This is a genomic window from Nesterenkonia sp. CL21 (assembly GCF_031705515.1).
In the GTDB taxonomy this organism is placed as follows: domain Bacteria; phylum Actinomycetota; class Actinomycetes; order Actinomycetales; family Micrococcaceae; genus Nesterenkonia; species Nesterenkonia aethiopica.
Map to the genome: position 1 here is coordinate 1 of NZ_JAUTWR010000002.1, position 18,224 is coordinate 18,224.

General features: G+C 69.6%; 18 protein-coding genes. 5 read left to right on the forward strand and 13 right to left on the reverse strand.

Annotation, left to right across the window (positions count from 1 at the left end; translation table 11 throughout):
* The first annotated feature begins 578 nt into the window (after positions 1–578).
* Positions 579–1,199 carry a hypothetical protein gene (locus tag Q7C18_RS04895; protein ID WP_311024452.1) on the forward strand — a complete coding sequence of 207 codons (621 nt, stop codon included), beginning with the start codon at positions 579–581 and terminating at the stop codon, positions 1,197–1,199.
* 108 nt (positions 1,200–1,307) lie between these two features.
* Here Q7C18_RS04895 and Q7C18_RS04900 read toward each other — a convergent pair whose 3' ends face one another.
* Positions 1,308–2,867, reverse strand: a complete 1,560-nt coding sequence (locus Q7C18_RS04900; RefSeq protein ID WP_311024453.1) for an alanine/glycine:cation symporter family protein — start codon at positions 2,865–2,867, stop codon at positions 1,308–1,310.
* 297 nt (positions 2,868–3,164) lie between these two features.
* On the opposite strand from Q7C18_RS04900, the gene Q7C18_RS04905 reads away from it, so the two are divergent.
* Positions 3,165–4,058, forward strand: coding sequence for a CPBP family intramembrane glutamic endopeptidase (locus Q7C18_RS04905; RefSeq protein ID WP_311024454.1), 894 nt, complete (start codon positions 3,165–3,167; stop codon positions 4,056–4,058).
* A 15-nt stretch (positions 4,059–4,073) separates the two neighbouring features.
* Here Q7C18_RS04905 and Q7C18_RS04910 read toward each other — a convergent pair whose 3' ends face one another.
* From Q7C18_RS04910 to Q7C18_RS04925, 4 genes are read right to left on the reverse strand one after another with little or no spacing between them, the layout of a single operon-like run.
* Positions 4,074–4,670, reverse strand: coding sequence for a low molecular weight phosphatase family protein (locus Q7C18_RS04910; protein ID WP_311024455.1), 597 nt, complete (start codon positions 4,668–4,670; stop codon positions 4,074–4,076).
* 48 nt (positions 4,671–4,718) lie between these two features.
* Positions 4,719–5,603, reverse strand: coding sequence for a fructosamine kinase family protein (locus Q7C18_RS04915; RefSeq protein ID WP_311024456.1), 885 nt, complete (start codon positions 5,601–5,603; stop codon positions 4,719–4,721).
* Between the two features lie 56 nt (positions 5,604–5,659).
* On the reverse strand, positions 5,660–6,025 hold the full coding sequence (locus Q7C18_RS04920) for a hypothetical protein (protein ID WP_070162270.1): 366 nt from the start codon (positions 6,023–6,025) through the stop codon (positions 5,660–5,662).
* A 9-nt stretch (positions 6,026–6,034) separates the two neighbouring features.
* A complete protein-coding gene (locus Q7C18_RS04925; RefSeq protein ID WP_311024457.1) occupies positions 6,035–6,655 on the reverse strand; it encodes a TetR family transcriptional regulator C-terminal domain-containing protein in 621 nt (206 codons plus the stop codon).
* Positions 6,656–6,789: 134 nt separating this feature from the next.
* Between Q7C18_RS04925 and Q7C18_RS04930 the strand changes: the two genes are divergently transcribed.
* Together Q7C18_RS04930 and Q7C18_RS04935 are read left to right on the forward strand one after the other, a co-directional pair.
* Complete coding sequence (locus Q7C18_RS04930; protein WP_311024458.1) at positions 6,790–7,197, forward strand: hypothetical protein; 408 nt, start codon at positions 6,790–6,792, stop codon at positions 7,195–7,197.
* A 64-nt stretch (positions 7,198–7,261) separates the two neighbouring features.
* Entirely contained in the window at positions 7,262–7,516 is a 255-nt protein-coding gene (locus Q7C18_RS04935; protein WP_311024459.1) for a hypothetical protein, read from the forward strand.
* A 150-nt stretch (positions 7,517–7,666) separates the two neighbouring features.
* On the opposite strand, the gene Q7C18_RS04940 is transcribed toward Q7C18_RS04935, so the two are convergent.
* The 8 genes from Q7C18_RS04940 to ligA form a co-directional block, all read right to left on the reverse strand.
* A complete protein-coding gene (locus Q7C18_RS04940) occupies positions 7,667–9,310 on the reverse strand; it encodes an alanine/glycine:cation symporter family protein (protein WP_311024460.1) in 1,644 nt (547 codons plus the stop codon).
* Positions 9,311–9,589: 279 nt separating this feature from the next.
* Positions 9,590–9,796, reverse strand: coding sequence for a hypothetical protein (locus Q7C18_RS04945; protein WP_311024461.1), 207 nt, complete (start codon positions 9,794–9,796; stop codon positions 9,590–9,592).
* Positions 9,793–11,310 (reverse strand): Asp-tRNA(Asn)/Glu-tRNA(Gln) amidotransferase subunit GatB, encoded by a 1,518-nt coding sequence (gene gatB / locus Q7C18_RS04950; RefSeq protein ID WP_311024462.1) that lies wholly within the window; start codon positions 11,308–11,310, stop codon positions 9,793–9,795. Before gatB ends, Q7C18_RS04945 begins: the two co-directional genes overlap by 4 nt.
* Positions 11,311–11,318: 8 nt before the next feature.
* Positions 11,319–12,881, reverse strand: a complete 1,563-nt coding sequence (gatA, locus tag Q7C18_RS04955; RefSeq protein WP_311024463.1) for an Asp-tRNA(Asn)/Glu-tRNA(Gln) amidotransferase subunit GatA — start codon at positions 12,879–12,881, stop codon at positions 11,319–11,321.
* 8 nt (positions 12,882–12,889) lie between these two features.
* The gene (gene gatC / locus Q7C18_RS04960) at positions 12,890–13,186 is read right to left on the reverse strand and encodes an Asp-tRNA(Asn)/Glu-tRNA(Gln) amidotransferase subunit GatC (protein WP_070162280.1); all 297 of its coding nucleotides are present in this window, start codon (positions 13,184–13,186) and stop codon (positions 12,890–12,892) included.
* A 109-nt stretch (positions 13,187–13,295) separates the two neighbouring features.
* Positions 13,296–13,871 carry a GNAT family N-acetyltransferase gene (locus tag Q7C18_RS04965; RefSeq protein ID WP_311024464.1) on the reverse strand — a complete coding sequence of 192 codons (576 nt, stop codon included), beginning with the start codon at positions 13,869–13,871 and terminating at the stop codon, positions 13,296–13,298.
* Entirely contained in the window at positions 13,868–14,803 is a 936-nt protein-coding gene (locus Q7C18_RS04970) for an inositol monophosphatase family protein (RefSeq protein ID WP_311024465.1), read from the reverse strand. The genes Q7C18_RS04965 and Q7C18_RS04970 overlap by 4 nt, the downstream gene beginning before the upstream one ends.
* A 79-nt stretch (positions 14,804–14,882) precedes the next feature.
* Entirely contained in the window at positions 14,883–17,219 is a 2,337-nt protein-coding gene (gene ligA, locus Q7C18_RS04975; RefSeq protein ID WP_311024466.1) for an NAD-dependent DNA ligase LigA, read from the reverse strand.
* A gap of 129 nt (positions 17,220–17,348) precedes the next feature.
* Between ligA and Q7C18_RS04980 the strand changes: the two genes are divergently transcribed.
* The gene (locus Q7C18_RS04980) at positions 17,349–18,200 is read left to right on the forward strand and encodes a DMT family transporter (protein WP_070162285.1); all 852 of its coding nucleotides are present in this window, start codon (positions 17,349–17,351) and stop codon (positions 18,198–18,200) included.
* Positions 18,201–18,224: the final 24 nt, after the last annotated feature.

Consider the following 18,224-nt stretch of genomic DNA (forward strand, 5'->3'; position numbering starts at 1 on the left):
CCCCCCCCCCCCCCCCCCACCCCCCCCCCCCCCCCCCCCCCCAAAACTCCAGACCAACTCACGGGAGAGTGGAGCGGCTCCTCCACAACCGCGCAGCCCACGACGACGGCGCGCCGCCCTCTCCACAGGACGCCCCTCCCCCCCCCTACTCGTCTCCTGGACCTGCGCGGCATCCTCTGAGCATGCGCCCACCATCACCCCTTCCGGAGGAGCTCAGAGGCCGCACGTTCAGTCGCGCGGAAGCACGCGCCCTGGGAGTCCCCGACCACAGACTCCGCGCCCGCGACGTCGAGCATCGCAGTCGGGGCATCTACCGTCACCGTCCCGACCTCGGCCCAGGCGCCCTCTCGCCCCGCGCACCGGTCCCGCAATCGGTCCGTCGGCTGTTCCCACCGGGTTCCCCACCCGGCCGCCCGCAGGATCCGCACGCCCTCGACATAGACCTGTGTCGAGCCGCCTGCTCCCGGTCACGCGTGCTGTGGATCAGTCATCACTCCGCAGCCCGGTTCTACCGACTGCCGCTGCCAGCGAGGTCGGCACGGGATGCACGTCTGCACATCAGCGGACTGACCCGTCATGTGGCTCTCGATGCCGACGTCGACGTCGCCCATCACTGGCCGTGCCCCGCGGCGGGCGAGGTCGTGGAGACCCTCGGGATCCGTGTCTCGTCCCCAGAGCGTGTGTTCATCGACATGATGTCGAGTCTTGGTCGCGAGGAGCTCGTCGCCCTCGGCGACAGTCTGGTGCGCCACCCCCGGCCCCAGTACGAGGGCCGCGAGGAGCCATGGACCACGGTGCCCCGACTGCGGCGGACGGTGGACCAGCACAAGGGCGCCCGGGGTGTCGTCGTCGCGCGCGAGGCGCTCGAACTCATCCGCGTCGGATCGGATTCGCCAGCCGAGACGCGCATGAGATTGGCGCTCACGGAGGCCGGGCTGCCGGAGCCCGAGCTGCAGATCAGGCTCGATCCGACGGACCCGGACTCCCCCTCAGGGGATATGGGATATCGCAACGCCCGCATCCTGCTGCAGTACGAAGGGGCGCACCACTTCTCGGCTGAGCAGCAGCACCATGATCAGTACCGCGATGGCGCCTTCCGCGCGGAGGGATGGACGGTGCTGTCCGCCAACCGACTCGACCTCGCCGAGGGCTTCCGTGGCCTGTCGGGACGGGTCAGGGATCTGCTGATCGCCCCGTGAATGCGTCTGGAGTTGTGGAAACTCGACTCGATCGAGTGGAGTTTCCACAACTCCAGACCAACTCAGCGGAGGGGAGGGAGGGAGGGAGGGAGGGAGGGCGGGCTGGCCTCAGCGCACGGGCACCGGGGCCGACTCGCCGCCGTCGCCGGGCTGCGGACCGGCGTCCGGGTGGGTGCCGTTCGCCATGGCGTCGGCCCGCTCCTCCCAGAACTCGGCGTTGCGCACGCCCACGGTCCGCGGGTCGAACTGCGGGTCCTTGCCGGCCTTCATCTGGGCCCGGTAGTCCTTCAGGGCCTTGAACGCCGGCTGCTGGATGAGCAGGATGCCCACGATGTTCAGCCAGGCCATGATGCCCACACCGATGTCGCCGATGGACCAGGCCCGGCCCTCGGCGCCCATGGCGCCGTAGAAGACCACGATCAGGATGACCACCTGCAACACGGCCAGCAGCGCCCGCTGGACGCTGATGCTGCGCACGTTGCGCATGGCGTAGGTCAGGTTCGTCTCCGCCATGTAGTAGTAGTACACCAGCGTGGAGAAGGCGAAGAAGGTCAGGGCGACGGCCACGAAGATCGTGCCCGCCCCGGCGAACACTGTGTCCAGGGCGAACTGCGTGTACGGAGCTCCAGCCTCGACACCGTCCGGCAGGTTGGAGGCGTGCTCGATCAGGCCGTCCTCGGTCTCCACCTGGAACATCCCGGTGGAGAGGATCAGGAACGCGGTGGCCGAGCAGACGATCAGCGTGTCGATGTAGACGGCGAAGGCCTGCACCAGACCCTGCTTGGCCGGGTGGGAGACCTCCGTGGCGGCGGCCGCGTGCGGCCCCGTGCCCTGACCGGCCTCGTTGGAGTAGATGCCGCGGCGCACACCCTGATCCACGGCGTAGCCGAGGATGCCCCCGAAGACGGCGTGGGCTCCGAAGGCGGACTCGAAGATCAGGCGCAGCATGGCCGGGATCTCAGAGGCGTTGGCCAACAGCACGATGAGCGCGATGATGATGTAGCCGATCGCCATGATCGGCACCACCGTGGCGGTGAAGTGGGCGATGCGCTTCACACCGCCGATGATGATGATCCCCAGCACGATGGCCAGGAAGACGCCGATCATCCACCGGTCCAGTGCGGGGAAGGCACTGGTGAGCGCACCCGACATCGTGTCGGTCTGGATGCCGGGCAGGAACACGCCCAGCGCCACCACCGAGACGACGGCGAAGATCCAGGCGTAGATCTTCAGCGGGATGCCCGCCCAGGTGTGCCGGTAGGCCCTCTCGAAGTAGAAGGCGGGACCGCCGCGGTACTCTCCGGTGCGTGGGTCGCGCTCCTTGAAGATCTGGCCGAGGGTGGACTCCACGAAGGAGGTGGCCGCACCGAGCAGCGCCACGATCCACATCCACATCACTGCACCGGGCCCGCCGAAGGCGATGGCCACGGCCACACCGGCGATGTTGCCGGCGCCCACGCGGCCCGACAGGGACATGGTCAGCGCCTGGAAGGAGGAGATCCCGTCCTTCGAGCTGCCTCCCCTCACCAGGGCCCGGATCATGTCCGGGATCCTGGTGAACTGCACCAGCTTGGCGCGGATGGTGAACAGCAGACCGGCGCCGAGGCACAGCCACACTAGATAGGGGCTCCAGACGACGTTGTCTGCCCATTCGATGAAAGCGTCCATGGGTTTCCTTCCCTCATCATCACACTCGTCGCGGCGGCGCACGGGATGGTGTGGCCGGGCGCGGACCGTCGGCTCGGCGCGAGCACGGGTGTCACGGACGGTCTGTGAGTGTCGGAGCTCACGTCGAGCTCCGATCGCAAAGAGTAGCACCGTCCTGTTTCGACGGTATGTCTGCCAGGACGGCAGGGCGTGATGCCGCTCACATCATGCCACAGCGGCAGTGAGGTCGCCGCATCCGGTGCGCGCTCTCCGTCCTCCTGCCGGGCTGACCATGCCGGGCTGACTATGCTGTGCTGGGTGATCAGCCCGACTCCCCCGGCTCAGCCCTCCCCTGGCCCGCCCGCCCGCGTCCCCTCCCGCCGCTTCCTGGCCTGGGAGGTCGTCCTCGTGCTGGGCGTCTCGCTGGGGCGCAGCGCCGTCTACGCGATCCTGCAGCTGGCCGAGCGGCTGGCGGAGGCCCCGTTGGCGGAGCAGACGGCCACCGTCCACTCCAGCCGGTCCCGCCACGAGCTCTTCGACCTGACCTACCAGGTGCTGGACAGCATCTTCGCCCTCGTGCCGGTGGCGCTGGTGCTCTACCTGATGTTCCTGCACGGGGTGAATCCGTTCCGTCGCTTCGGCTTGGACCTGCGCCGCCCCCGCCGAGACCTGGCCCTGGGGGCAGGCCTGTTCCTGCTGATCGGGGCGGGCACTCTGGTGGTCTATGTGGGCGGCCGCACCGCCGGGGTGACCATGGAGATCATCCCCGCCGACGTCACCGCGCACTGGTGGACCACTCCGACGCTGCTGATCGCCGCAGTCCGCCATGCCCTGGTGGAGGAGGTCATCATGGTCGCCTATCTGCTGGACCGGGCACGGAGGATCTGGCCGGGGCTGACGCCGTCGTGGGTCCGCCCCGAGAGCTCCATGCAGGCCGCCCCCGCCCCGGCCGGCCACCGGGCCGAGCCCCGGGACGCCGCCCCGGCCGGACTGCCGCGGTTGGGCAGACTCTGGTGGGTGGTGGTGGCCGCGGCGCTGCTGCGCGGGGCCTACCACCTCTACCAGGGCTTCGGCCCAGGTCTGGGGAACGCGCTCATGGGCGTGGTCTTCGGCGCCGTCTACCTGCGGTACGGTCGCGTGATGCCACTGGTGATCGCCCACTTCCTTCTGGATGCGGTGGCGTTTCTGGCCTTCCCCTGGTGCTGCGCCTGACAGGGGTGTCCGCACTCATCGGCGGATGACCTCGGCCAGCACCTCGATCGGACCGATGATCTGCTGGAAGGACTCGTCATAGACGTCCTCGGGCAGCATGTAGGGGTCCACGACGTCATCGTCCGGCCCCGGGCGTCCGGCATCCTGGCGCGCCCGGTCCAGCAGGGGCACGACGGCGGCGATCCGGTCCCGCTGCGTGGCCCCCTCCCCCACGACGTCGCGCAGCTGCGCGCGGACGGCATCCCGTCCGAGGTGCTCCGCCAGCCGACCGACCTCCCGGACGGTGAAGGCCCGCGCCCGCGCCCCCGGAACCTCGGCCGTGACGTCCTCCAGGTGCTCTCGGGTGGCGGTGAGGATGAGGTCGGCCTCCTCCACCATCGCGGCGGTGACCTGCCTGGCGGTGAAGTCGTCGGCGTCGGCGCCGTAGTCCGCGACCCGCTGCTTCATCGGCGGCTGCATGTCCTCGCCGTCGTGGGCGTAGGTACCACCCGAATGCACACGCAGACCCTCCTCGGCGGCGTCGGCGAACACCTGGACGAACAGCCGCTCCATGGCGGGTGAGCGGCAGATGTTGCCGGTGCAGACGGTCAGCACGGTGAAGTCCTGGGTCATGGTCCTCTCCTGGCGAGATCTCACGGGTCGGTCCTGCACAGGATCCTCTCACAGGGCCAGGGTTGCGTCGCAGCAGCGCAGGGTGGAGGCCGCATACGCGTCCCCGAAGATCACCCAGTGCCCCAGCAGGTAGAACAGCTGATGGACCGGCACACGTTCTTCCCACCCCGGCGCGAGAGGCAGCTGGGCCTGATAGCCCGCCACCACGGCGTCCAGGTGGGGCAGGCCGAACAGCTGCATCATCGCCAGATCCGATTCCCGGTGGCCGGCGTGGGCGAAGGGATCGATGAGCACGCCCTCGACGTCGGCGTCGCGGCCCGGTGAGCCTGCGGCGGCGGGCTCCTCCGGGGAGACGCGCCTCCACAGCAGGTTCCCGGACCAGAGGTCACCATGGAGGCGCGACGGCGGCTCCACAGGGTCCGTGGCCTGGCCAGTTCCGCGTGCGCCGCCTGCGTCACCGGTGCCACCGGTGCCACATGTCCCGCCGCCGTCGAGGTCGCCGGAGGCGATGCGGTCCCGGGCGGCGCGCAGCACCGGCGGGACTGCCGTCAGGCGCTCCAGCAACGGGTCCAGTCGCTCAGCGGCGAGGAAGGAGCCCCAACTGGGATGGGTCCCCGACCCCATCGGGAGCAGCTGGCCGGCCGGGCCGAACAGGGGCGGCTCCCCGGGCGGGTGCCCCGGGGGCAGGGCGCCGAAGGCCGTGCCGGCAGGTAGGCTCCGGTGGGTGCGGGCCAGGGCTGCGCCGAAGGCCGCAGCTGACATCCGATCGGGCCGGGCCTCCACGACGGTCTCCACAGTGAGCGCGTCATCGTCGACGTCGAGCACGCGGACCACGGCGGCTCCCCCGTCCGGCACAGCTTCAGCCAGCCAGCGCAGCCCCGCAGCCTCGATCCGCGGAGCCGCCGTCGTCCTGCTGGTCTTGCGGACGCTCATCGCGCCCACCCGAGGACCTCCGCTGCGCACTCACGCTCCGTGCTCACGCTCGACACTCACCCTCCGTGCTCCCGGACCGGGCGCAGCGCGTCCGGGGCGGGGAAGGGCAGGGTGTGCTCCCGAGGCCGAGCGCCCACCACGGAGGCCGCCCCCATCGCATCCTCGGCCACGCGAATACGGTCCGGACTGACTTCCACGATCCGGACGCGGACCTCTTCTCCGGCAGGCAGCCTCAGCAGCCAGGGATCCGCCAGGAAGGACAGGCCTCTCCCGTCCAGCGCCTCCTCAGCCTGGAGCCAGTCGACCTGTTCGGTGATCGGCCTGCCCAGGATGTCCACGGCGACGAAGCCGTCCCCGGTCATACGGATCCAACCCACCCGCTCACCGTCGTTCCGATGATGGTCGATCCAGTTCTCGTCCATGGCGCCACTCTACTCACAGCCTTCGACACCGTCGCCGGAGGGTGCGGCGATCTCGCCGAGCTCGGCCCTGACGATGTCGAGCGCCCACGCGGAGTCGGCCTCCGGCGGCTGATGGAAGAGGTGGAAGACGAGCCCGTCGATCAACGCGTGGAGCCGCTGCGCCGTGACCACTGCTGCCGGAGACCCGGGCTCTGAGGTCAGCATCTCGACGATGCGCCCACAGAGCCCGGCCAGCCGCTGGTGCGCCTCGCCCCGGACCCGATGAAGCTCCGGCACCGCGGCGCGTTCGGCCAGGAGGGCGAGGTTGACCTCGAACTCCGCCCGGGTGTCCGGCGTGAGCGGAAGGACCTCTCTGATGAGTGCGAGGGCACGCGCCTCCGGGGCATGGGAGGCCGCCTCCGCGTAGGTGGCATGGAGACGATCCGTGGCGCGCTGCACCATGAGCTCGGCGGAGAACTGCACGAGCTCAGCTCGGCTCGGGAACACATGCCGGAGCGAGCCGACGGCGACGCCGGCCCGATCCGCGACAGTGCGTACAGAGACCGCGGAGATGCCCTGGTCGAGGATCACCTGCCACACCGCCTCCGCGAGCTGGCTCTTGCGCGCATCACGATCCATGGTCCGAGGCATGGACACACCGTAGCACGACCGTGCTACACTCGCGGCGTCGTATATAGCACGACTGTGCTAGAACCACTGGGCGCCCTGTGCCCGCCCTGCACCACGCCATTGCGACACACCCACCGACCCCTCGGGAGCACTCCATGGCAGACCCCCATCCGGCCACTCGGGCGCGCGGCGCTCTCCTTCGCACAGGCCGCGCCACCGCGGCGGCCCTCGCCCTGCTGACCCTGTCGGCCTGCACCACGGACGCCTCTGAGGCCGACCCGGAGTCCAAGACCTTCGACTACGACGGCGACGCCCTCTCCATCGAGACCCATGAGGTCGCCACCCACGTCGTCGCCGCCGATCGGGACGACATCCTGGTCACCCGCTGGTTCGCGAAGACGGCAGGCTTCGAGAAGCTCGTCTGGACCCTGGACGGCGACACCCTGGAGATCGACGCCGGCTGCCACGGCATCGCCGTCTGCGACGCCCGCTTCGACGTCGAGGTGCCCCACGGCATCGACGTCGAAGTCGACGGCGAGCCCATCGACCTCGAATCCCGCTGAGCCTCTCGCCAGGCCCCACAGCGGCACACCCCGATCACCCCTTCACGGAACAGGAGACCCTTCCATGCGCATCCTCATGGAGATCATCGGCATCATTCTGCTCATCAACGGCATCGGCGGCCTGTGGAACGACGACTTCGGCCTCCTGGGCCGCTTCGCCGACGGTGCCGCACTCACCGCGCTCCAGGGAGCCGCCGTCCTGGCCGGCGCAGCGCTGACGGGAGGAAGCCTCTGGGGGCGCCGGTCAGCGAAGGCGAGGCGGAAGTCGCCCGAGTCCTCCGACGACTGGACCGACGACCTCCTCGACGAACTGCTGTGACCGGCGATCGGCAGGAACCTCACCCATGAGGCACTCCAGACATGAGGCGCCCCAGACATGAGGAGGCCCGGGCGGTCTGCGCATCCCCTCGATACGCAGACCGCCCGGGCTCCCCGGCTCAGTCCGTCACATGCTCAGTCCGTCACCGACTCAGTCGCGGCGCTTCTCGAACGATGTGCCGTACGGCTTGTCCTGCAGAAACTCCAGGATGGCCATCTCGCGGGTGTCCGAGGGCAGCTCGTTCGGGTCCTCGAAGAGGCGTCCGGCGGCCCGGTCCGCGAGGTACTGCTTCATCTCCTCCTTGACCTTCGGCGCCAGGATCACGCAGCCGACGACGTTGATGAAGATGCACAGGAACAGGGCCGAGTCGGCGAAGTCGATGATGTTGCCGAAGGACACCATGCAGCCGATCACGATCATCACGCAGATGATGGAGCGGAAGATGGTGTCTTTGGTCTTCGACATGCCCACCAGGTAGCGCCAGGCCTGGATCCCGTAGTAGCTCCAGGTGATCAGGGTGGAGAACGCGAAGAGCGCCACGCAGATCGCCAGGACCACCGAGAATCCAGGCAGGAAGGTCTCGAAGGAGGCGGCCGTCAGACCCACTGGGTTGTCGTGGCCGACCCCGATGGCCTCCTCGTAGTCGGCGGGCCAGGCGAAGATGATCACCAGGGCGGTCATGGTGCAGACCACCACAGTGTCGATGAACGGCTCCAGGATGGCGTTGAAGCCCTCCGAGACCGGGCGGCGGGTCTTCACCGCGGAGTGCGCGATCGGGGCCGAGCCGATGCCCGCCTCGTTGGAGAATGCCGCACGCTGCACACCGATGATGATCACGCCGATGACACCACCGGTGATGCCCTCTGCGGTGAAGGCCCCGGAGATGATCGCGCCGAACGCGTCACCGATGTTGGTGATGTTCACCGCGATGACGATCAGGCAGGCCAGCACGTAGATGCCGGCCATCGTGGGCACGATCTTCGCCGTGGCGGAGCCGATCCGGCGGATGCCGCCGATGATGACCAGAGCCACCAGCCCTGCGAAGATCAGGCCGAAGATGAACGCCGAGGTGTCCGTGCCCAGGAAAGCGAACGCGGAGGTGCCGGTCATCTCGTCGAGCGTGCTGCCGGCGGACTCGATGGCCCCGTACGTCTGGTTGGCCTGGAACATGCCGCCGCCGATGATGCCGAACAGCATGATCGAGATCGCGAAGACGCCGGTGATGATGAGCACCGGCAGCCTGCCGAGCTTCCGGAACGCCACCGGCAGGTACTTGAACGGCCCGCCGTGGACGATGCCGTTCTCATCGATGTGGCGATACTTGACCCCCAAGGTGCACTCCACGAACTTGGTGCACATGCCGAACAGGCCGGCCAGGATCATCCAGAACGTGGCGCCGGGGCCACCCAGGGAGACCGCAGCGGCGACACCGGCGATGTTGCCGAGCCCCACGGTGCCGGAGACCGCAGCCGTCAGGGCCTGGAAGTGGGTGACCTCGCCAGGATCATCCTCGGTGGTCCATTTGCCGCGCACGATCTCAAAGGTCACCGGAGCGGTCCGGAACTGCACGAAGCCGAAATAGATGGTGAACCCGATGGCCGCGACGATGGCCCAGAGGACCACCAGCGGGCCGTCCCAGAGCGTGGTGCCCTCCGGGAACGGGGCACCGAGTGGAATCTCCACGTTGGTGCCGAAGATGAGATTGACGAAGAAGCCGGTGATCTCACCGAACCATTCGTCAATGGTGTCTGCGACGCCCTGCAGGCCGTTGCCGGTCTCTTCGACCTCGGCCATCGCCAAGACGTGTCCTCCTCTGGACATGTGTCGTCCCCCATCTGCATGTCGAGTGATGCTGATCACAACGATTGTGTGCCCTGAGAGTACTACCCGGTACGCACGACAATCTATATGCGAGATGTTTCAGGAGCTTTTCCGTACGCAATTCTGGTGTACCAGTTACGTTTCGAAGGATGCATTCTTTGCTGACGCGCGTCTGATCTGGGGCCACAGGGACGACGACGGCCCCGCACCGCACCACAGGGGTGCGGCACGGGGCCGTCTCGGCGTGTCGCCTCAGCTGATCTCGATGACCCGTCCCGGAGACGGAGCCGACTCTTCGGAACCGTACTCCCCCACATATTCAGTGCGGACATCGCGGATGAGGAAGAACAGGAAGACGAAGAGCAGGATGCAGATCACCAGCACCAGGGGGTGCAGCCCCCGGCGCGGATCCCGTCCCGGCTGGTCCGAGGCGCCGCCGTCCTGCCCTTCGCCGTTCATCCCTCGATCCCGAGCTTGGCCAGCACGATCTCGCGGACCTTGCCGGCGTCGGCCTGACCGCGGGTCTCCTTCATGACCGGGCCGATGAGCGCGCCGATGGCCTTGAGCTTGCCGCCGGCCACCTTCTCCACCACATCCGGGTTCTCGGCCATGGCCTTCTCGACGGCGGCGGTGAGCGCACCGTCGTCGGAGACCACCTCCAGGCCGCGGGCGGAGACGATCTCCTCCGGCGAGCCCTCGCCGTCGAGATGGTGCTCCAGCACCTGACGGGCGATCTTGTCATTGATCTTGCCGGCATCGATCAGCCCGGCCAGCTCGATGATGGTCGCCGGGGTCACCCCCAGCGCCGCGGGTTCGAGATCGCGAGCGTTGGCCAGACGGGAGATCTCCCCCATCCACCACTTGCGGGCCACCGCCGGAGTGGCTCCGGAGTCCACGGTCTCCTCGATCTCGCTGAGCAGACCGGCGGCGACGACGTCGCGGAACTCCGCGTCCGCATAGCCCCAGGCCTCACGCAGACGGCGGCGACGCTCCGCCGGAGGCTCCGGCAGCTCGGCGCGCAGCTTCTCGATCCACTCCTCCGTGGTGACGATCGGCAGCAGATCCGGCTCGGGGAAGTACCGATAGTCGTCCGCATCGGACTTCGGACGCCCGGAGCTGGTGGTGCGGGTGTCCTCCTTCCAGTGACGCGTCTCCTGGACGATGCTCCCCCCGGCGCTGAGCACCCCGGCGTGACGGCGGATCTCGTAGGTCACCGCGTGCTCCACCGCGCGCAGGGAGTTCACGTTCTTGGTCTCCGAGCGGGTGCCGAACTCGCTGGCGCCCTTGGGCATCAGGGAGACGTTGGCGTCGCAGCGGACGTTGCCCCGCTCCATGCGGGCGTCCGAGATGTCCAACGCCTTGACGATGTCCCGGATGGCCGAGACATAGGCCCGAGCGATCTCCGGGGCCCGCTCGCCGGCCCCGACGATCGGCTTGGTGACGATCTCGATCAGCGGCACCCCTGAGCGGTTGTAGTCCACCAGGGAGTAGTCCGCGCCCTGGATGCGGCCGGAGCCGCCGGCGTGGGTGAGCTTGCCGGCGTCCTCCTCCATGTGGGCGCGCTCGATCTCCACGCGGAAGATCTCACCGTCGTCGAGCTCCACGTCCAGGTGACCGTCGAAGGCGATCGGCTCGTCGTACTGGGAGGTCTGCCAGTTCTTCGGGGTGTCCGGGTAGAAGTACTGTTTCCGGGCGAAGCGGCAGGTCTCCGCGATCCGGCAGTTCAGTGCGAGGCCGAGCTTGATGGCGTCCTCCACCGCCTGCCGGTTGACCACCGGTAGGGTGCCGGGCAGACCCAGACAGACCGGGTTGACGTTGGTGTTCGGCTCGTCGCCGAAGGCGTTCGGCGCGGAGGAGAACATCTTCGTCTTCGTGTTCAGCTCCACATGGACCTCGAAGCCGAGGACCGGGTCGAAGCGGGCCATCGCCTCCTCGTAGGACAGCGGCGATGCCTCGGTGAGCGTCTCAGTCATAGGTGTCCTCACTCTCCTGCAGTGTGGGCCGCGGCGGCGGGCTCGGCGGCCAGCTCGGGGATCTGGGCCCACAGCGGTTCGGCGTCGGCGGTGAGCAGACGCTCCAGGGCCGCGCCGGCGTGGTAGACCCGGGCGTCCTCACGGGCGGGCGCGAGGAACTGGATGCCCACCGGCAGCTGGCCCCCGGCGCCGTCGTCGGCCAGTCCGCCGGGCACCGAGATGCCCGGCACGCCGGCCAGGTTCGCCGGGATGGTGGCCACGTCGTTGAGGTACATGGCCAGCGGGTCGTCGAGCTTCTCCCCCAGCCGGAACGCCACGGTGGGCGAGGTCGGGGAGATCAGCACGTCGGCCTGCTCGAAGGCGGCCTCGAAGTCCTGCTGGATGAGGGTGCGGACCTTCTGCGCCGAGCCGTAGTAGGCGTCGTAGTAGCCGGCCGACAGGGCGTAGGTGCCCAGCACGATGCGGCGCTTGACCTCGTCCCCGAAACCGGCGGCGCGGGTCGCCCCCATGACGCGTTCGATCGTCAGCGGCCCGTCCTCGGGGAGCACACGGTGGCCGTAGCGCACACCGTCATAGCGGGCGAGGTTGGAAGAGGCTTCCGAGGGCATGATGAGGTAGTAGGCGCTCAGCGCATGCTCGAAGCTGGGGCAGTCGACCTCCACGATCTCCGCACCGGCCTCACGCAGCGCGTCCAGGGCCTCCTGGAAGCGGGCGAGCACGCCCTGCTGGTAGCCCTCCCCCTGCAGCTGCCGGATGACGCCGACCTTCAGGCCCGTCACGTCCACCCGGCGGGCCGCCTGGGCGAAGTCCGGCACCTCATCCGTCAGGGAGGTGGAGTCCTTCGGGTCGTGGCCGGCGATGAGCGCATGCAGCAGCGCGGCGTCCTCGGTGGTCCGGGCCACCGGGCCGATCTGGTCCAGCGAGGACGCCATGGCGATGGCCCCGTAGCGGGAGACCGAGCCGTAGGTGGGCTTGGTGCCCACGGTGCCGGTCACCGCCCCGGGCTGCCGGATGGAACCGCCGGTGTCCGTCCCCAGGGCCAGCGGGGCCTCGAAGGCGGCGACGGCGGCCGCGGAGCCTCCGCCCGAGCCGCCCGGGATGCGGTCCAGGTCCCACGGGTTGCGGGTCACACCGTAGGCGGAGTGCTCCGTGGAGGAGCCCATCGCGAACTCGTCGAGGTTGGTCTTGCCCAGGATCGGCAGCCGGGCGGCCCGGATCTTCTCGATGACGGTGGCGTCATAGGGGCTCATCCAGCCCTCGAGCATCTTCGAGCCGGCCGTGGTGGGCTGCCCGACGGTCACGATCAGGTCCTTGATCGCAATGGGCACCCCGGCCAGCGGGTGCAGCGCCTCGGCGTCACCACCTCCGGCGGCGCGGATCTTGTCCACCTCGGCGGCGGTGTCCAGGGCCTCCTCGGCGGAGACGTGGAGGAAGGCGTTGATGCCGCGGTCCCCGCCGTCGACGGCGGCGATGCGGTCCAGGTGGGCCTGCACGAGCTCGGTGGAGGTGATCTCCCCGGCGCGCAGCTTCTCCGCCATCTGAGCGGCGGTCAGTCGGATCAGCTCAGTCATGGTCAGCCTCACTCCTCGTCCAGGATCGCCGGAACCTTGAATCGCCCGTCCTCGGCGTCGGGGGCGTTGAGCAGAGACTGCTCCTCGGTGAAGACCTCGCCGACGACGTCCTCACGGAAGACGTTGGTCAGCGGCAGCGGGTGGCTGGTGGCGGGCACGTCCTCGGAGACCGCCTCGGACACCTTCTTCACGGAGTCCACGATGACGGCCAGCTCGCCGGCCATCGTCGTCAGCTCCTCCTCGGTCATGCTGATATGTGCAAGTGTGGCCAGATGCTCGACGTCGGCGCGCGAGATCTCAGACATGCAGCTCCTACGGGGTCGTGGGGTTCACACGTGGATTTCGAAGTCCCCGACAGTCTAGTCGAGGCACCTGACGGGGACGGTCGGACTCCGTGCCCGGCCCAGGCCAGGTTCAGGGCGACGTCAGGCGGCCTACGGGGCGTCCGAAGAACGGGAAACGGGCGTCCTTGCCGTGCTGCTCCCGGGTGATCACCAGGTCCCGGCTCGGGTCCTCGACGAATCCTTCGGAGCGGTACAGCCGGTGGGCCGCGGTCATGGAGACCAGACTGCACAGCACGATGCCCTCCGCACCGGCCTGCTCCGCCCGGCCGATGAGGTGCCGCACCATGGTCCGGGCGATCCCCCGGCCCTGGAACGCGGGCGCCACCGAGAGCATGCGGAACTCCATCTCGGTGCCGCGGGCGAGCTCGGCGAGCGCGTCGCCGGGCCAGGCGATGACGGCGGAGGCGGCGACCACGCCGTCGACCTCGGCCACGATCAGCTCGCCATGCTCCGCTCGGTAGGCGACGTCGGCCAGCTGGGAGATGTAGGGATCATCCGCCGACAGATGACCGCCGTCGACATAGGCTGCGACGGTGAGCTCGCCGATACGGGCATGATCGTCGGGCCGGGCCGGACGGATCACCACCTCAGGGAGAGTGGAAGAACGCTCCGGCGCGGCACCGTCTTCGAGGAACTGGCCGGTCATCGGGCAGCGCCTTCTCCCGGCACCTTCCCGTCCTGCGCCCGCTCGTCGTCCGCCTGCCCGTCCTGTACCTGCTCCTCGGCGAGGCCGATGGGCAGCGGACGCAGTCGCGTATGGGGGATGCCGATGTCTCCGATGAGACACCAGTCTCCCCGCACCGAGCTGTCCGCCACGGCCGGGCGCCGCACCGGCACCCCGGCCTCCTCGGCGATCAGTGCGGCGGCGGACCAGTCGTGCTCCTGGATGCCGAACTCCGCGAAGGCCTCCACCGTGCCGTCAGCGACCATGCAGATGTCCAGGGCCGCTGCCCCGAGGCGCCGCAGATTGCCGAAGCTGTCGAGCATGGCGGCGACGGCGGCGGTCTGCTGAGCGCGCCGTTCGGGGTCGTAGCCGAAGCCGGTCGAGAGCAGACCCGCGGACAGGCTGCCCCGCGGACCGCACAGACGCACCGGATCCCCGATCGGCCGCCCGGGTCCCTCCCCGTCGAGACGAGAGGTGAACGCCCCGCCATCGCGCGAGGCCCACCAGAGGCGACGCAGCCCGGGAGCATGGACGACGCCGACCAGCCACTGACCGTCGGGGCCCTGCACCGCCACCGAGGTGCCGTAGTAGAGGATGCCGCGCACGAAGTTGGTGGTTCCGTCGAGCGGGTCGATCGACCAGCGGTAGCCGGTGGCGCCGTCGGGGGCGACGGTGCCGTACTCCTCCCCCGTGACCGTGTCCTCAGGGCGCCGACGCCGCAGCACCGTGCGCACGGCCTGCTCGGCACGACGGTCGAAGTCGGTCACCAGGTCGGACTCCGAGCTCTTGGTCTCCACCCCGTCACTGCCCAGGGCCAGTCCGGAGGGCGCGACGTCATCCCGCCCGGCCAGCACGGCGGCTCCGGCGGCGGCGGCCTCGCGGGCGATGTCCAGCAGCTGATGCGCAGCGGTCACGATGTGGTCTCCCAACCCTCGTCGATGATGTGTGGTGCACGTGATGTGACTCCTGATGAGCCGGGCGTCGTGCCGGGCCTCAGGACTCGAGGCCCTCGGGCCCCCTCTGCAGCAGGACGCCGAACTGCTCCTCGTCCAGCACCGGCACCCCCAGCGATGCGGCCTTGTCCAGCTTGGAGCCGGCGTTGGCCCCGGCCACGACGTAGGCGGTCTTCTTCGACACGGAGCCGGCGGCCCGGCCTCCGCGGGCGATGATCGCCTCTTTGGACTCGTCCCGGGACCAGTTCTCCAGACTGCCGGTGACCACCACCGTCAGGCCTTCGAGGGTGCGCGGCGTCTCCTCGTCGACGTCGTCGACCATGCGGACCCCGGCCTCCGCCCAACGCTCCACGATCCGCCGGTGCCAGTCCAGCGAGAACCACTCGTGCACCGCCGCCGCGATGGTGGGGCCCACTCCGTCGATGCCGGCGAGCTCCTCCTCGTCGGCGGCCTGGACCTTCTCCAGCGAGCCGTAGGCGGCGGCCAGGGCCCGCGAGGCCGTGGGGCCGACGTGCCGGATGGACAGCGCCACCAGCACACGCCACAGCGGCTGCTCCTTGGCCTTCTCCAGCTCGGAGAACAGCGTGCGGCAACGGTCGTTGGGATCCCCGTCCTGCTTGGCGAAGTACCGCTCCACGGTCCACAGTCCGGTCTTCGTCCACGTGCGCGAGGCGGCGTCGTAGTGCCGCTCCTCCCGCCAGACGTAGACGTCCTTGAGGTCCTCCGGGGAGAGGTGGAAGAGATCGGCCTCGTTGCGCAGCACCGGCGTCTGGGGCTCCGGCATCCCGTCCTCGCCGAAGGTCACCGTGACCCCCGACTCTGCGACGGCCTCGCGGCTGACCAGCTCGGGGAGGTCCGGGCGGCGGAAGTCCGGATCCGTCAGCGCACGACCGCCCTCCTCTCCGAGGCCCTCGATGTCCAGGGCGCCCCGGGAGCCGACGTGGATGACCCGTTCGGCCAGCTGGGCGGGACACGACTCCGCATTAGGACAGCGATAATCGACGTCGCCCTCCTTCGCGGGACGCAGCTCGGTCCCGCAGGCCGGGCACTTCACCGGGAAGACGAACTCGTGGAGCTCCTCCTCCCGTCCCTCGCGGGAGGGAAGCACCGGACCCAGCACCTCAGGGATGACGTCGCCGGCCTTGCGCACGATCACGTCGTCGCCGATCAGCACGCCCTTGGCCCGGACCACGTCCTGATTGTGCAGAGTGGCGCGGGAGACCACTGAGCCGGCGACCTTCTGGGGCTCCAGCACGGCGAAGGGCGTGACCCGGCCGGTGCGGCCCACCTGCACCTGGATGTCCACCAGGCGCGTGTGGACCTCCTCCGGCGGGTACTTGTAGGCGGCCGCCCAGCGCGGGACCCGCGAGGTGTGGCCCAGCGCGCGCTGCTGGTCGAAGTCGTCCACCTTGATCACGACGCCGTCGATCTCATGGACCAGCTCGTGGCGCCTGGACTGGTGCTCGTCCAGGTAGGCCTCGATGTCCTCATAGCTGCGCAGCAGCTTCGTGTAGGGACTGACCGGCAGGCCCCAGGAGGCCAGCAGCTCATAGGCCTCATGCTGCGAGCCCAGGTCGAGGCCCTCTCGGGCGCCGAGTCCGTGGACGAACATGCTCAGCGGGCGCTCGGCGGTCTTGGCGGGGTCCTTCTGCCGCAGCGAGCCCGCCGCGGCGTTGCGGGGGTTCGCCAGCGGCGGCTTCCCGGCGGCGGTGAGCCGCTCGTTGAAGGCGTGGAACTGCTCGGTGGGCATGAAGATCTCTCCGCGGACCTCCAGCTCCGCAGGGTGACCCTCACCGGAGAGCCGCTGCGGGATGTCCTCGATGGTCAGCACGTTGTGGGTGACGTCCTCGCCGGTGGTGCCGTCGCCTCGGGTGGCCGCGCGGACCAGGCGGCCCTCCCGGTAGAGCAGGTTGATGGCCAGCCCGTCGATCTTGACCTCGGTGAGCCAGGTGGGCGTCGCGTCGGGGCGCACCTCGGCCAGAGAGGCGACGGCGCGGTCATACCAGGCGCGCAGCTCGGAGCGGGAGAAGACGTCCTCCAGGGAATACATGCGCTGCAGATGGGTGACCGGGGAGAACGCCTCGGAGACCTCGCCGCCGACCTCCTGCGTGGGTGAGTCCGCCGAGACGATCTCCGGATGCTCGGCCTCAATGCGCTGCAGCCGGGAGTAGAGCTCATCGAACTCCGCGTCAGAGATCAGCGGGGCGTCCTCCTGGTAGTACGCCACCCGATGGCGACGCACCTCCTCCACGAGCTGCTCGTACTCCTCACGCAGCGCCGTCGGCGGAGCGGATGGCTCGGCCGACGGCGCTGAGGCGGGCTCTGCGGTGGGTTCGGGAGCGGGCTCGACGGCGTCGCGGTCAGCAGTCTCGGTCACGCGCACCAGTCTATGACCTCCCCCGGACATGATCAGAGGCCCCGCGCATCCGAGCCACGAGACCTCGGCCACGGCAGGCCCCATGCGTGGCCGCTCGACCCCGCGCCGCCCGGCGACGAGGATGGAGCCATGACTTCCGGACCTGCCGACGACGGCGCACGACGCGCCCAGGGCAGCCTGCTGGTGCTCCTCGGGCTCGGCTGTCAGCAGGTGGGGGCGGCCCTGGCGGTCCTCGTCTTCCCCGCTGCGGGGCCTGTGGGCATGGTGGCCCTGCGCCTGGTGCTCTCCGCCGGCGTCCTGTGGGCCCTGGTCCGGCCCCGGGTCCGCGGCCTGTCCGCCCGGTCCTGGGGCGTGGCCGCCGGGTACGGACTCGTGCTGGCCGGTATGAACATCGCCTTCTACCTGGCGCTGGATCGCCTGCCGCTGGGCACCACGGTCACCCTGGAGATCCTGGGGCCGCTCACCCTGAGCGTCCTCGCGTCACGCCGGTGGCTCAGCGCACTGTGGGCCGGGACCGCCTTCGCCGGCGTCGCGATGATCGGCTGGGACCCCGCCACGGAGCTGGATCCCGTCGGCGTGGTCTTCGCTCTGCTGGCCGCGGCGCTGTGGGCCGCCTACATCATGATGACCAGGCGCACCGGTCAGGAGTTCACCGGACTGATCGGTCTGACCCTGGGCATGACCGTCGGCGGGCTGGCGGTCGCGCCCGTCGCCGTCGTCACCAGCGGTTCCGCGCTGTTCCAGCCGCACATCCTGCTGATCGGCCTGGGGGTGGCGCTGCTGTCCTCCACGGTGCCCTATGCGTTGGAGATGCTGGCGCTGCGGCGGCTGCCGCCCAGCGCCTTCGCGATCCTGCTGGCCCTGGCCCCGGCGATCGCGGCGGGCGCCGGATTCCTCCTGCTCGGCCAGCAGCTCTCGGTCCATGCGCTGCTGGGCATGGGACTGGTGGTGGTCGCCGCGATGGGATCGGTGCGCGGATGAGTCGCGCGGTGCGGCACCTTCCGG